Source organism: Pectobacterium sp. 1950-15 (assembly GCF_037136835.1).
In the GTDB taxonomy this organism is placed as follows: Bacteria; Pseudomonadota; Gammaproteobacteria; order Enterobacterales; family Enterobacteriaceae; genus Pectobacterium.
On sequence record NZ_JBBBQR010000017.1, the window covers coordinates 1 to 14,905 of the forward strand.

Genomic DNA, 14,905 nt, shown 5'->3' on the forward strand with positions numbered 1-14,905 from the left:
TTACACAGGTGCGCTGATATGGCTCAGTTGGTAGAGCGCACCCTTGGTAAGGGTGAGGTCCCCAGTTCGACTCTGGGTATCAGCACCAGTTATTTGGGTTAATGTTCGGCTTAAAAAAGAATTTACCTGGCGGCGATAGCGCGGTGGTCCCACCTGACCCCATGCCGAACTCAGAAGTGAAACGCCGTAGCGCCGATGGTAGTGTGGGGTTTCCCCATGTGAGAGTAGGGAACTGCCAGGTTTCAATTAAGACAAAAGGCCATCCTTAACAGGATGGCCTTTTGTTTATTTCTATTTCAGGATATTAGCCCTTTCCTTTTACTTGAATAGACTCTGCTTATCTTCTTATTAACTCTCCTCATAATAACGTTTTGTTTATATCTGCTTTATTTATCCCGGTTTCATTTAAGGATAATTAAAAGCACTGCCCGTGTTGTTACATTAATAAATTATTACAATCAGGAACTTTTTGCCTCAGGGTTTAAGTGCTGCTTTACTATAGCGGGCATCGTTTTATGCCCGGAAAAACAGGAGAATAAAATAGGATGACTGATCTAACGGAAAATGCGAAAGATACGCGCCAGCGTATCCGGGCTATAGTTGGCGCTTCATCGGGTAATTTGGTTGAGTGGTTTGATTTTTATGTGTATTCCTTTTGCTCAATCTATTTCGCCCATATCTTTTTCCCTTCGGGAAATACCACCACTCAATTACTACAAACAGCAGGGGTTTTTGCAGCAGGCTTTTTAATGAGACCGATTGGCGGTTGGCTTTTCGGTTACATTGCTGACAAGCATGGTCGTAAAAATTCAATGCTCATTTCGGTTTGCATGATGTGTTTTGGATCTCTGGTTATTGCATGTTTGCCGGGATATGAAACTATTGGCACCTGGGCCCCCTTTTTATTGTTATTAGCCCGCTTATTTCAGGGACTTTCCGTCGGTGGAGAATACGGTACCAGTGCAACATATATGAGTGAGGTTGCCGTTGAAGGAAGAAAGGGATTTTATGCTTCTTTTCAATATGTCACGCTGATTGGCGGACAACTGCTGGCACTGTTAGTTGTTGTGATATTGCAGCAGATTCTGAGTGATGAAGATTTGCATGCCTGGGGATGGCGTATTCCTTTTGCTCTCGGTGCTATTTTGGCGATTGTTGCGCTTTATTTACGCCGCTCTCTGAATGAAACGTCTGATAAAACAACTCGCGAACATAAAGATGCCGGTTCGCTTGCGGGGTTGTGGAAACATCGTCGCGCCTTTATTACCGTACTGGGTTTTACAGCCGGTGGTTCCTTAGCCTTTTATACGTTTACCACTTACATGCAAAAGTATTTGGTGAATACGGCAGGAATGCATGCGAAAACCGCGAGCGGGTTAATGACCCTCGCACTATTTATCTTTATGCTGCTGCAGCCGTTCTTTGGTGCATTGTCGGATAAGATTGGCCGTCGTAGCTCAATGCTCTGTTTCGGCGGACTTGCGGCACTGCTGACGGTGCCTATTCTGACAATCCTACAAAGTGTGACGAGCCCTGTTATTGCCTTCTCGTTGGTGATGCTTTCACTGATTATTGTCAGTTTCTACACGTCCATCAGCGGTATTTTAAAAGCGGAAATGTTCCCGCCTGAAGTCCGTGCGTTAGGCGTTGGCTTATCTTATGCCGTGGCTAATGCCTTGTTTGGTGGTTCGGCGGAGTATGTGGCGCTTTCGCTGAAATCCTTTGGCATGGAAACGACGTTCTTCTGGTATGTCTCGGCGATGGGGGCGATTGCATTTATTGTGTCATTAACGCTGCATCGTAAAGGCAGAGGGATGAAGCTTTAGTGTTCAGATAATTGCCATAGCGCATAGCCGGTGGTTGCACCGGCTACATCCCAAACGAGATCCTGCCAGCTCCATCCTGTTCCGCCTTCCCGACTGTCGTAAAGCTCTTTTGCCATGCCGAGGCTGATTGACAACATAATGCCGAATCCGCCGCTACGATCTGAACTCCAGCGCTGATGCGTGCCATATTCATATCCGGCGGCGCTGATGGCGGCTGAGGCGAGAAAATGTTGGGCTTTATCCTGGCCTGTCCAGCGATCTTGCGCGATGTGGCTACATCCAGAGCAGCACATTATTGCGGCGATGCACAGTAAGCGCATAGAGCTTCCCCATAGATAATAAAAAACCCCGGAAGCCGAGGTTTTTCAAAGTATAGCGTGAGTCTTAGAGAATGCGACTGATGAGCCGATCGATACGAATACGGCGCAGGCGTCGTATTAGCTTACGGACTTTCACTGGGTATTGCGCGATGCTCTCCAGTTCCATATAGCTTTTTACGATGTGGGTGTGCGTCCTGATTTTATCCAGCTCGTCCAGACGTTGCTGCAATAGAACCTGCTGAGGATCGTGAATCAGGATGGCGTTTTCCAGATCCAGACGCCATGCGCGGGGGTTAAGGTTGTTCCCCGTCAGCAGTTGCCATTTGTCATCGATCCACATGCCTTTGAGGTGGAAGCTGTTGTCGCCGTCTTTCCACAGCCTAACAACAAGCTGTTGATTCTCAATGTAGCGCTCCAAACGACTCAGGAAGCGACGCAGGTTGATCTCATAGAGATACGGCAACGCACCGATGATCTTAAAAGGCTGATCTTCTGGAATATAGAAATCGTTAGCGGTCTTATCGCCAATAATAATTTCTACTTTCTTGCCGTCCCGTAATAGCCGGATGATGTTTCTGACCAGCAGCGCGGGCAGGTTGAAATACGGGGTACAGATGACCAGATGCTCGTCGGCGCAATACATCAGATGATGTATGGTCTTATTCAGCGGGCTTTGTTTTCCTAACCCGACCAGCGGCGTGACGGTTAATTCGTTCGCATCCGCGCTGTGTTCCGGAGCCCGATAGCTAGCGGTACGCAACGTTTGGCGGAACTGTTTGATATCATTTTTGATTTCCAGGCTCTTCGGGCGATCGGTATGATCCAACCGCTGCACTGCCGGGGCTGACAGCATTGTCTGGATGTATTGCACCATCGTATCAGCCAACACCGGATTATGAATCAGCTGATAGCGGTCATAGCGGTACTTCTGATGCTGATGCAGATAAACATCATTCAGGCTGGCTCCACTATAGATGACGGTGTCATCGACAATGAACCCTTTCAGATGCAGCACGCCCAAGGCTTCGCGTGTATTGACGGGAATACCATAGATAGGGAAATGCGTGTCTGGATGTTTTTTCGCCATATCGCAATACCAATCGGCATTGGTATTCTCTGCCGCTGCGCCGATCCTGCCACGCTGAGCACGATGCCAGTCTACCAGAACGCGGACATCCAGTTCTGGACACTGCCGTTTGGCTTCATAAATTGCGGACAGAATCCCCATGCCGCCGTCATCACGTTCAAGATACAACGCCACGATATAGATGCGCTTTTTAGCACTCAAAATGGCGTTAATCAGCGTCGTGCGGAAAAGCTCAGGCGAATGCAACGTCTGAACATCGTCTGCGTTCTGAGGGATTCTGGGCAGTTGTGCAAGGTGCTGTTGGTATTTATTGCGTTTAAAATTTGACAGCATCACAGTGCGTTTCTTCTCTCATCAGTTTATACCCACCATACTTCGAGCTGCACTAGGGTATATGACCTTCTGGTCATTATCAAAAGTTAAGGAGTAGCCGAATGGGCGATAATACCATTACTTTCCGGCTGTTGTGACCCTGTTTTGCTATAACAATTCCCGTTGCAAGAGCCATGTCACGTCGTGCGATCAGTCTTTCAGCGGCAACTCCAGCGTCACAATACCCTCTTCTAATTGTACGTCGATGTGAAAACCGAGCTTTTTGGACAGCTGGATCATGCCTTGATTATGCGGCATGGTGATGCCGGTTAAGCGGGAAAGACCGTGCGCCCGAGTGTAATCAATCAGCTTTTCCAGCAACCGTCTGCCAAGGCCCAGCCCTTTTAGATCGGATCGTACCAGCACGGCAAATTCCGCATCCGTATTATCCGGATCGGAAATCGCGCGCGTCACGCCAATGATCTCTGTTTCCTCACCGAGCTGGCGTACGGCAACGAATGCCATCTCACGATCGTAGTCAATTTGCGTCATATTGGCTAAGTCTTCGTGAGTAAATTCATTAATTTCGCTGAAATAACGGTAATACAGGTCTTCTTTCGTCACCCTTGCGATGAACGAACTGAGCAGCGGTTCGTCTTCCGGCAAAATCGGTCTGAACAGGCAATGGTCACCATTTTTGAGGATGACGGTTTCTTCTAGCTCATGGGGATAGGGGCGGATTGACAGCCTTGACTGGGGGTCGCCACTGAACGGCGCCAGATGTAGCGTAACATCCAGCAGCGTAAACGCATCCCCAGATGCCAGCAGGGGATGAATGTCTAGTCGGGAAATTTCAGGGCAGTCGAGAATCAGGTTGGAAACCTGAACCAGCAAGCGGCTGAGCGCGGGAATATCCAGCGGACGCAACGCGCTGTATTCGCGAATCTTGCCACCTTTCACCGCTTGTAGCACCAGATAGCGCGCCAGCGTCATATTCAGTGGAGGCAGTGCGACGGCGGCCTGCTTTTCTCGCCACTCAACGCCACCTTCTCCTAGCATAATCAGCGGGCCGAAAACGGGATCCTGCTCGACGGCAATTCTGAGTTCCTGCGCACCGGCGCGATTTGCCATGCTCTGTACCAGCAGGCCGTAAATGCGTGCCTGCGGGTAGGTGCGTTTTACCCGGTCGAGAATGGCGTCTGCCGCTTGCTGTACCTCTCTGGCAGTTCGCAGGTATAGCATGACACCCTGAACTTCCGACTTATGCGGAATATCTGGCGATCTCAGTTTAATCGCGACCGGATAGCCAATCTGCTCGGCAATGTGGACGGCTTCTGCACTGTCGCCAGCAATCCAGGTGGGTAAGGTATTCAAACCATAGGCTTGCAGGATGGGTTGAACTTCATGCGTATCGAGCTGAGTGACACCATCGGACAGTGCCTGATGAATCAGCGCATGTGCCTGACTGGCGTTGATGCCTAAATCCTGCGGTAGCGCTGGCGTTTCCTTTAACTGTTTCTGATTACGCCGATATTCGACAATATGCATAAATGCTGTTACCGCACCTTCTGGCGTGCGATAGGTTGGGATGCCGGCGTCATTAAACAAACGCCGCGCCTCCTGCGAGGAGAATTCGCCACACCAGTTGGTCAGTAGCGTAATTCTCTTCCCACGCGGATGTTGTTGAAAGAGCGCAATCAACTGCGCCGCGCAATCGGTACTAGGAGCGGCGGCGCTGGGGGCGTGAATGATCAAGAGTGCATCGACGTCGTCGCTGTCCAGCAAGACAGAAACTGCGGCCAGATAGCGGGCGGCCGTCGCATCATCCCGCAGGTCGAGCGGATTACCGATAGTGACGGTCTGCGGTAACGCATCCTGTAGCGCGTGTCGAGTCGCATCGCTAAGCTGTGCGAGCTTGCCCTGTCGGCTAAGAAGCTGATCCAGCGCCTGTGCGGCCGGCGACGCACCGTTGCTCACCAGCATCAAGCGCTCGCCGCGCAGTGGTCGCAGGTGGCTTAAGGTTTCCACCGCAGAAAAAAGCTCGTGCGTATCCCGTACCCGCAGTAAACCTGCACGTTGAATGGCTGCATCGTAGGCGGCATCCAGGCCGTGGCGCTGATCGTTCAGCAGTTGCTGTGCCTGCTGGCTGCGCCCGCTCTTTATCACCAGTATCGGTTTATTTCGGGAGGCACTACGGGAGGCGGAAAGAAAACGGCGTGCATCGCTGATGTGTTCCAGATGCAGCAGAATCGCACTGGTTTTGCCATCACGTGCCAGAAAATCTAACAGGTCGTCGACATCAATATCCAGGCTGTCGCCCAAGGCGATAAAATAGGAAAAGCCAATACCGCGCTGCTGCGCCCAGTCCAGAATGGTGTTGGACACGGCGGCCGACTGCGAGATAAATGCCAGTTTGCCTTTCATAATCGGGACTGGGGAGAAACTGGCATTCAGGCCTTGCCAGGGCGCAAGCAATCCGAGGCTGTTGGGGCCAAGCAAGCGCATGTGGTAGCGCACGGCGCAGGCTTTTAATTCGCTGAACTGGGCTGGTGGCGCGGAGAGAATGATGGCGGTTTTACAGCCTTTTTGCCCCAGATCCTCTAACAGCGTCAGATTACGGCTGGCGTTGGTGCAAATCACGGCAAGGTCGGGCGTCATCGGCAAGCTGGCGACCGTCGGATAGGCGAGCACGCCGCAAACGGCACGATATTTCGGCGTAACTGGCAGCACAGGGCCGCTGAAATGGCCGTCCAGCAGGTTTTTCATCATCAGGAAACCGGCTCGTCCCGGTTTTTCGGATGCGCCGAGAACGGCGATAGACTTAGGGCGTAACAGTGCTTCCAATCCACGTTGGCTCATGCGTCACTCCTTACACATCAATCCCCTTTGATACTAAACGCTTTCTGCCGGTTGTGCTGTGACGAGGGGTAAATTTTCCTGCACGCTGTGGTGCGATTTCCCTGCCAGATAGTGTCGCCGAAAACGGTCGAAATGCTGCGATAGCGCGTCAGCCGCGGCCGTATCGCCTGCCTGAGCGAGCAGAGCGATGGCAATCTCGGCGGTGCAGTGTTGTCCTGCGCAGCTGGCTTCACGCAGTTGATAGCGGGAAAGTGCCTCTACATTCAGCGACAGGATTGGCAGATTGTCCAGATAGGGGCTTTTGCGGAACATCTTGCGCGCTTCCGGCCAGGTGCCATCAAGCAAGACAAACAGGGCGGGCTTTTCCGTTGCGGGGAACTGCTGAAATACCTGACGTCCTTCTTCTGCCGCATCGGCAAGGAAAACCAGATAGGGCTGAACATCCGGATCTTGCAGAGCCGCAAGCAACTGAGGATCGGGATCGGTACGTGACCAGAGAAACGCCTGTGTCTCTGGCAGGATATCGGCGATGAGGCGTCCGGTATTGCTCGGTTTTAGCGGTTCGGTATCAAACATCACCAGGCAGAAGCGGCTACGGGATTGCTGCGCCTGAATGGTGTGGCACAGACAGTTGGTTGCGGGCAGCAAGCACTGCTGGCAGCGTACGACGCGGCAGCCACGGGCGCGGAACGGCTTGGTTGACTGCTCAAGACGCTGCTGGCGCAGGCGGAGTACGGCATTGTCCATGGTAGGACGGTTGACCATTAAAGGATGGTTGATCATGAAATAGGTGACGCCATGAGATTCTGCAACGAACCTGCTTCGTTTTAATGCTTAGGAAGCAGGTTCAGAAAGGCGACATTCTAATCGACAGGCGAGTTGACCAAAAGAGGAGGAGGCAATAATGCCTCACGATCCTATCCCAATTCTCTACAGCGATTCGTCCAGCCAGCTCTCAAACGGTGCTTTTGGCAATGCGCCGTTGAGGATATCGACCATCTGGCCCTGTTTGAAGATCATAAGGGTTGGAATGCTGCGGATGCGGAAACGTGCGCTGAGTGCTGGTTCGGCTTCGGTATTGACCTTAATAAAGCGGATTTTCCCATTACGCTCCTGCGCGACGTTTTCAAACACGGGGGCGAAGTTGACGCAGGGGCCGCACCAGGGTGCCCAGAAGTCGACCACGACGGGAAGATCGTCCTGCAACAGTTTATCGAGCGTTGCCTCTGTGGCATTGATGACGTCACCGCTGAATAAGGTTTCTCCGCAACGACCACATTTTGCATGGTCATCAACACGCTCTTCTGGCAGGCGATTGGTTGTTTGGCAAGATCCACATACCGTATTCATAACAGGGCCTCAGATAAAAGGGCTAAAATAAAGATGTCGCTGATAAAATGCGCGTAATGCGGCATTAGAAAGTCAACGGCATGTTGCTTAAGCGTGAATAAATTATGGTGGGGAGACATTATGGCAACAACGTGGTTTGCCCAATAGCTACAATAGCTTCTGACTGTTAGCGCTCTTTTACCACAAGCGTGTGGCTAAGCGGGTGTACATAAGGTAATCTTCGCGCCCAGCGCGTAGGTGGAGAAAACAATGAGCGATTCATTCAATAGTAAAAGCGGCAAAGTCCGTGTGATGTACGTCCGCAGTGATGATGAGGGCGAGAAAGAGAATAAAAACAAGCGCCCTGCTGACAAAGATCGCCGTGGCGATCGACGTGATGGCGGCGGCTCACGGGATCAGCGTGAAAAGCCGAAGCATCCGCGCGACGTTAACCCGCGCTATGCCCGTGAAAATCCGTCCCGCGACGGCGATAGCAATGCGAAAACGCCGTGGGGCAATAAAGATCGTAACGAACGCAGTGGCGATCGTCCTCGGCGTCCGCGCGGTGAAGAGACGGGCGGTTATGAATCCCCGTGGAAAACCGTGTCTCGTGCGCCGGGCGACAGCGAAACGCCGGATCACGGCGGTATTACGGGCAAAAGCCAGATCGATCCTGAGCAACTGCGTCGCCAGCGTCAGGAAGAAACTCGGGTTTACGGCGAAAACGCCTGTCAGGCGCTGTTTAAAAACCGTTCTGAAGTGATTGTTCGTGCCTGGTTCCTGCAAGAAGTGACGCCGCGTTTCCGCGATGCACTGCGTTGGATGGCGGCAAACCGCAAGGCTTACCACGTTGTGGAAGAGGAAGAGCTGATTAAGGCTTCCGGTACTGAACACCACGGCGGCGTCTGCTTCCTGATTAAAAAGCGTCAGGGAATGGATGTGCGTGAGTACCTGAAAACGGCGGGTGAGCACGACTGTGTACTGGCGCTGGAAGATGTGGGTAACCCGCACAACCTCGGCGGCATTATGCGCAGCTGCGCGCATTTCGGCGTGAAAGGTATTCTGGTGCAGGATGCAGCGCTGCTGGAATCCGGCGCGGCCGTGCGTACGGCGGAAGGTGGGGCGGAACACGTTAAGGCGATTAACGCTGACGATTTCCTGTCCGTGCTGGCAGAATTCCGCCGCGCTGGCTACACCATCGTGACCACGTCGAGCCATAAAGGCACGGCATTGTCGCAAGCGACGCTTCCGGCGAAAACCGTGATCGTGCTAGGCCAGGAAGGGGATGGCCTGTCAGATAGCGCCTGGCAACAAGGGGATGTAAAAGTCTCTATCGGCGGTACTGGTAAGGTTGAAAGTCTGAATATTTCGGTCGCAACGGGCATTTTGCTGTCCGAGTGGTGGCGACAGAATCAGGCTTGATAGTGCGCGTCGGCTCTCAGGGGGAATTCTCTCCCTGAGAAAGCATAACCATGGATGAGAGAACGAGTAATGAAGCAGAAAGTTATCGCGGTATCGTTGCTGTTGGGCGCACTACTGGCAAGCGGTTGCAGTTCGCTACCGCGTTCATCCACTGCTGTTGCCGCTGCACCGGCTACTGAGGCGTGTCAGATTGGCGACAAGCAGGTACAGACCACGCTTTATTTTGGTTTGAATCGTCCTGCTGGCCCGGTGATTTCCGAGGCTGAGTGGAAAGCGTTTCTGGACGGTGAGGTGACGCCGCGCTTTAACGAAGGGTTAACGGTGTTCGATGCCAAAGGCCAATGGCTGGGGAACGATGGAGTGGTTGCTCGGGAGAACAGCAAGGCGCTGATGTTGATTCATGGCGCTGATAAAGAGCGCGATATTGAAGCGCTGCGCACCACCTACAAATCACGTTTCGCGCAGGAATCCGTCATGCGGATTGATGCGCCCGTCTGCGTCGCATTCTGATCCTGAATCAGCCCCTTTTCAGGGGCCGATGATATTGTCAAAAATCATCGCGATGAGATCGAGATACTCGGGGCTACCACGAGGTGAGGCATCCCTGCGGGAACCTCATCCCCGTGTTTCCCCTAATATGTGACTCTGTCATTAGTATGATGGTTTTTAACCCATCTATTTATGATAAAGGACTATAGCACCAGTCCTGCCACTGCCGCAGACAGTAAACTCACCAGCGTAGAGCCATAAACCAGCTTCAGGCCGAAGCGCGATACCACGTTGCCCTGTGCTTCATTCAGCCCTTTGATGGCGCCCGCGATAATGCCAATTGACGCGAAGTTGGCGAAAGAGATCAGGAATACGGACAAAATGCCCAGTCCGCGTGGTGACATCTCTGCCGCGATCTTCTTCAGTTCAATCATGGCAACGAATTCATTCGCCACCAGCTTGGTAGCCATGATGCTGCCCGCGTTCAGGATATCGGAAGAGGGAATGCCGATCAGCCAGGCCAGCGGTGAAAAGACATAGCCCATGATCGCCTGGAAGCTAACGCCGAAGACGGTGCTGAACAGCGCGTTCACGGCAGCAATCAAGGCTACGAAGCCGATCAGCATTGCCATAATAATCATCGCCACTTTAAAACCGGCAAGAATGTATTCTCCCAGCATTTCAAAGAAGCTTTGGTCTTCGTGCAGCTTTTCCAGCTTCAGTTCTGGTTCGTCGTCAGGCTGGTAAGGGTTGATGATCGACAGAACGATAAAGGTGCTGAACATATTCAGAATCAGCGCCGCAACGACGTATTTGGCGTCCAGCATGGTCATGTAGGCGCTGATGATCGACATAGAAACGGTCGACATCGCCGTCGCGGCCATCGTGTACATCCGCCGTGGCGACATGTCAGCGATGATGCCTTTATAGACGATAAAGTTCTCCGACTGCCCGAGCATCAGCGTACTCACGGCGTTAAACGACTCCAGTTTCCCCATCCCGTTGACCTTGGACAACAACGTACCAATCCCTTTGATAATCAAAGGTAAAATTCGCCAGTGCTGCAAAATACCGATCAGTGCGGAAATAAAGACGATAGGGCAGAGCACATTGAGGAAGATAAAAGAAAGCCCTTGTGCGTTCATGCCGCCAAACACAAAGTCGGTGCCTTGATTGGCGAAAGATAAGAGCTTTTCAAACAAACCGGCAAAGGAACTAATCGCGTTAAGCCCAATGCTGGAATGCAAAAGGAAATAGGCCAGCAAAACCTCAATGACCAGCAACTGCACAATAAAGCGCAGTCGAATACGCTTTCTGTCGTGGCTGACGAGTAACGCCAGCAAAAAAATTGCCGCCGTTGCCAAAATGAAATGTAAAACCTGTGACATAGCAGAACCACCATTCCCCGAATAAAAAGAGGCGCATTGTAATCGGAATGTGAAAATATGTTTATCCCGAATCTGTAAATCGTTATTCGCTACAGCGCTATCAGGAGTGTGGCGGGAGGCGCCTGATTAATCAGGGAAGGGGGAGGGTAAAAGAAGGTTCCCCTTCTGCCTGCTGCTGGCGGAAGGGGAAAGACCGTTTGCGAAGTGCTAGTGCGCGCCACCACCGCCACCGCCGGTAGTAAAGGGCGGTTTAGCGAACCAGACCAGCACCAGCAGTATCAGGAATACGGCTGCGGCGGCCCAGAAAATCTCGTTGGCGGAGATAATCAGCCCCTGTGCGGTGATCTGTTCTGCGATGTAGGCCGAGGCCTGTGTTTGGTTCATTCCCATCGCCTGAAGCTGCTGGTACGTTTCCTGCGCGATCGGGTTATACGGCGTGATTGATTCCGTCAGGTGCGCATGGTGCAGCGATTCGCGCTGTGTCCAGAGCGTGGTGGTTATTGATGTTCCGATCGATCCCGCCAGCGTTCGGGCAAAGTTCGACAGGCTCGACGCTGCCGCCAGCCGCTCCGGCGGAAGCCCAGACAGCGTGATGGTGGTCAGAGGCATGAAGAAGCAGGCCACGGCAAACCCCTGAACGAACTGCGGCCAGGCCGAGGCACCGAAATCCATGCCCGGCTCGAAGGTGTAAGCACGCCAATAGAAGCAGACGGCATACATAATAAAGCTGAACGTCACGAGCTTGCGCATGTCCAGACGCGGTGCGAAGCGACCGATAATCGGCGACAGCACCACCGGCATCAGCCCAACGGGTGCAGATGCCAGCCCAGCCCAGGTGGCGGTATAGCCATACACCTCCTGCAACAGCTGCGGCAAGAGTACGATCGCCCCAAAGTAGAACATGTAGGCGAGGCTGATACACAGACAGCCAATGGTGAAGTTGCGCGATTTAAACAGCGACAAATCCACCACCGGGTGATCGTCCGTGAGTTCCCAGACAATCAGGAACGCTATCGCGACCACGGCCACCACGGTCAGGGTGATGATTTCCGTCGAGTTAAACCAGTCCAGCTCTTTCCCGCGGTCAAGCATCATCTGCAGGCTACCGATGCCGACGATCAACAGCGCCAGCCCGATAGTATCGATGGGCTTGATCTCGGTTTTGGTTTCTCGCCCGCGCAGCGTTTGCATGGCAATAAACACCACGGCGATGCCCAGCGGAACGTTGATGAAGAATATCCAGCCCCAGTGATAGTTGTCGCTAATCCAGCCGCCCAGAATCGGGCCACAGATCGGTGCGACGACCACGGTCATTGACCACAACGCCAAGGCGATGCTGCGTTTCGCGGGGGGATAGTTGCTGAGCAACAGACTCTGTGACAGCGGGATCAGCGGCCCGGCGACAATCCCCTGCAACACGCGGGCGAAAATCAGCATTTCCAGGCTGGTGGATACCCCACACAGCCAGGACGTCAGGGCGAAGAGCGCCGTTGACCACAGAAACAGGCGGACTTCACCAAACCGTTTGGCCAGCCAGCCGGTGATAGGGATGGAGATGGCGTTAGCGACCCCGAACGAGGTGATGACCCATGTTCCCTGCGAGTTAGACGCACCCAGATTACCGGCGATGGTCGGAATAGCGACGTTGGCGATGGTGGAATCCAGCACCTGCATAAACGTTGCCAGCGACAGAGCAACGGTCATCCAGGCCAGACTGGCACCTTTAAGCGGTTCTCTCTGCACGTTTCTCTCCTGCCCGATTAACCGGCGTTCGCCTGAATAATGGCGCTGATATCCTGGTTAACTGGGGTGAGATCCAGCGTCAGCGCATCGCTTTGGTAAGCTGGCGTGGTGCGTGAGGTTTCTGATAGCGCGCTGCCTTCGGTATTGGCCGTATCGACATTAACCAGCGCGGACAGGCCGATACGCAACGGATGTTCGGCGACCTGCTGTGGATCGAGTTCAATACGGACGGGCAGACGCTGAACGACTTTGATCCAGTTGCCGGTGGCGTTCTGGGCGGGCAGCAGCGAGAACGCGCTACCGGTTCCCATATCGAGGCCGACCACTTTTCCCTGATACACCACATCATCACCGTAGATATCCGCGACGACGGTAGCGGGTTGACCGATACGCATATTGGCTAACTGCGTCTCTTTGAAGTTAGCATCGACCCACAGGTGATTGGCGGGAACGACGGCCATCAGCGCTGACGTTGAAGAGATACGCGCACCAATCTGCACGCTGCGGCGTGAGACATAGCCGTCGATCGGGCTGACGATTTTGGTACGCTGCAACGCCAGCCAGGCATCGCGCATTTCTACCGAGGCTTGTTGTATGGCAGGCTGCTTCTCAAGCGGCGTATCCAGAATCATTGCCTGATTCGCCTGATATTGCTGTCTGGCGACTTCCAGCGCGGCTTTGGCGGTCGCGACGGCATCACGAGCATGCTGCACTTCTTCACGCCCGATGGCATTGGCGCTGCCCAATGCTTCCCGGCGGCTCAAGTCGCTTTGCGCCTTGTTCAACTCGGTTTGGCGCAGTTCAATATTGGCCTGGTACTGCTTGCTGTTAATAATCAGCTGATGCGTCTGGCGCACGCTGTTGGCCAGACCGGTTTTCGCACGTTCAAATGTCTGCTGAGCATCGGTAGGATCAAGCTCCACCAATACCTGTCCCTGCTTAACAAAATCGGTATTGTCGACGTTAACATGGGTGACGCTGCCGCTGACCTGCGCCATGATCTGAATCTGATTACCTGCGACGTAGGCATCGTCGGTGCTTTGGTGGTGTCTGAGTACCAGGAACCAGTAAACCAGCCAGGCGCAGCCCAGCACGACGCAAATAAACGTCAACAGCGATAACACACGTTTACGCTGCTGTTTCTTGTTTCTTTTGGGCGTCTGCGGCACCTGATTTTCCACACTTTCACTCATGCTGTTCTCTCTCTTTTTATTCTCTTTGTATCGGCTAGTGCACCAGACTGTGCAACCTGGCGATAGTCGCAATGAATTCATCTTGCTGTGCAGCTTCGGGGGAGCTTTCAGATCGCCGCGCCCGGAGCGTGAGATTGCCGTTTTGCCAGGTCGCATGTTGCGACTGCGGGCTGGTCATGCGTATTTTTCGCAGCAAAACCCACCTGCCCGATACATACGCATCGGGTCATTCCGGGTGAAAAAGGTGCCGACTATGATTCTTTGTTGTTGTTTTTCTGTTGCTATTGACTGTCGATGCTATTGGCTATCGACGTTATAGGTTATCGAGATCGTCCATTTCATCGAGCCGGACCAGAAGTTTTCTCATCAGGGTTTCGAGCTGCTTTTGCTCGCCGGATTCAAGGGATGAACAAAGTACATGCAGGCTGCTGTGCTGTGGTGGAAGCAGTTGACCGAGAAACGCTTTCCCTTCTTCCGTCAGGTGCAGGTGCAGGCAGCGTCTATCGCTGTTGCTTTCACGTCGCTCTATCCAGCCTCTTTTCTCCAGATCGTCAGCGATGCGCGTTGCATTCGTACGTGAAGATCCCAGTGCGGCGCTGAGCTCGGAAGGTTGAATACTGTAAGATTCCTGAGATTCCAGCGTCAGCAATGCCATGAAGAGGGTTTCGTTGATTCCCTGATCTTTCAGCATTCTGTTTCTGTGTTCCAAAATTTTGCCCTGAACGTGCATGAATAGACGTAGTAGCAAAACTTCCTGACGTGGAAATCCGGGTTTACGTGAAGCACGTAGGTCGAGCATTTGTTCTATAGGAGTGAATGAACTGTCCATTTTTTATATAAACCTCATTAATCACGGTATGCATAGTAACTAATGTTACTAAATGGGTAAACGGCATTCAGGTGGGAAATTGTGCTTATTTCTGTGACAGAAAGTAAG

The 14,905-nt window shown here is 52.8% G+C and carries 12 protein-coding genes, 1 tRNA gene and 1 rRNA gene; 5 read left to right on the top strand and 9 right to left on the bottom strand.

The annotated features are described in order from the left end of the window. The first annotated feature begins 12 nt into the window (after positions 1–12). From WCT94_RS16945 to WCT94_RS16955, 3 genes are all read left to right on the top strand, one after another. Positions 13–88 (top strand) — tRNA-Thr (locus WCT94_RS16945). Between the two features lie 37 nt (positions 89–125). Next, positions 126–241 (top strand): 5S ribosomal RNA (rrf, locus tag WCT94_RS16950). 304 nt (positions 242–545) lie between these two features. Then, positions 546–1,826 (top strand): MFS transporter, encoded by a 1,281-nt coding sequence (locus tag WCT94_RS16955; RefSeq protein WP_336870531.1) that lies wholly within the window; start codon positions 546–548, stop codon positions 1,824–1,826. Here WCT94_RS16955 and WCT94_RS16960 read toward each other — a convergent pair. The 5 genes from WCT94_RS16960 to trxC form a co-directional block, all read right to left on the bottom strand. Continuing rightward, positions 1,823–2,146, bottom strand: coding sequence for a YfiM family lipoprotein (locus WCT94_RS16960; RefSeq protein WP_336870532.1), 324 nt, complete (start codon positions 2,144–2,146; stop codon positions 1,823–1,825). The genes WCT94_RS16955 and WCT94_RS16960 overlap by 4 nt on opposite strands. Before the next feature lie 64 nt (positions 2,147–2,210). Further along, on the bottom strand, positions 2,211–3,566 hold the full coding sequence (gene pssA, locus WCT94_RS16965) for a CDP-diacylglycerol--serine O-phosphatidyltransferase (RefSeq protein ID WP_336870645.1): 1,356 nt from the start codon (positions 3,564–3,566) through the stop codon (positions 2,211–2,213). A gap of 189 nt (positions 3,567–3,755) precedes the next feature. Further along, on the bottom strand, positions 3,756–6,404 hold the full coding sequence (locus WCT94_RS16970) for a bifunctional acetate--CoA ligase family protein/GNAT family N-acetyltransferase (RefSeq protein ID WP_336870533.1): 2,649 nt from the start codon (positions 6,402–6,404) through the stop codon (positions 3,756–3,758). 33 nt (positions 6,405–6,437) lie between these two features. Next, positions 6,438–7,151, bottom strand: coding sequence for a tRNA-uridine aminocarboxypropyltransferase (locus WCT94_RS16975; RefSeq protein ID WP_336870647.1), 714 nt, complete (start codon positions 7,149–7,151; stop codon positions 6,438–6,440). 183 nt (positions 7,152–7,334) lie between these two features. Further along, on the bottom strand, positions 7,335–7,754 hold the full coding sequence (gene trxC / locus WCT94_RS16980; RefSeq protein ID WP_336870534.1) for a thioredoxin TrxC: 420 nt from the start codon (positions 7,752–7,754) through the stop codon (positions 7,335–7,337). A 249-nt stretch (positions 7,755–8,003) separates the two neighbouring features. Between trxC and WCT94_RS16985 the strand changes: the two genes are divergently transcribed. Both WCT94_RS16985 and WCT94_RS16990 read left to right on the top strand, forming a co-directional pair. After that, complete coding sequence (locus WCT94_RS16985) at positions 8,004–9,155, top strand: tRNA/rRNA methyltransferase (RefSeq protein WP_319850357.1); 1,152 nt, start codon at positions 8,004–8,006, stop codon at positions 9,153–9,155. A 69-nt stretch (positions 9,156–9,224) separates the two neighbouring features. Continuing rightward, positions 9,225–9,665, top strand: a complete 441-nt coding sequence (locus WCT94_RS16990; protein WP_336870538.1) for a DUF3574 domain-containing protein — start codon at positions 9,225–9,227, stop codon at positions 9,663–9,665. A 182-nt stretch (positions 9,666–9,847) separates the two neighbouring features. On the opposite strand, the gene WCT94_RS16995 is transcribed toward WCT94_RS16990, so the two are convergent. The 4 genes from WCT94_RS16995 to mprA form a co-directional block, all read right to left on the bottom strand. After that, complete coding sequence (locus WCT94_RS16995; RefSeq protein WP_015841479.1) at positions 9,848–11,032, bottom strand: NupC/NupG family nucleoside CNT transporter; 1,185 nt, start codon at positions 11,030–11,032, stop codon at positions 9,848–9,850. Positions 11,033–11,239: 207 nt separating this feature from the next. Then, positions 11,240–12,775, bottom strand: a complete 1,536-nt coding sequence (gene emrB, locus WCT94_RS17000; RefSeq protein ID WP_336870541.1) for a multidrug efflux MFS transporter permease subunit EmrB — start codon at positions 12,773–12,775, stop codon at positions 11,240–11,242. Positions 12,776–12,792: 17 nt separating this feature from the next. Further along, positions 12,793–13,968: a multidrug efflux MFS transporter periplasmic adaptor subunit EmrA gene (emrA, locus tag WCT94_RS17005; protein WP_336870543.1), complete on the bottom strand. Its 1,176-nt coding sequence runs from the start codon at positions 13,966–13,968 to the stop codon at positions 12,793–12,795. Positions 13,969–14,281: 313 nt separating this feature from the next. Continuing rightward, complete coding sequence (gene mprA, locus WCT94_RS17010; protein WP_336870545.1) at positions 14,282–14,797, bottom strand: transcriptional repressor MprA; 516 nt, start codon at positions 14,795–14,797, stop codon at positions 14,282–14,284. Positions 14,798–14,905: the final 108 nt, after the last annotated feature.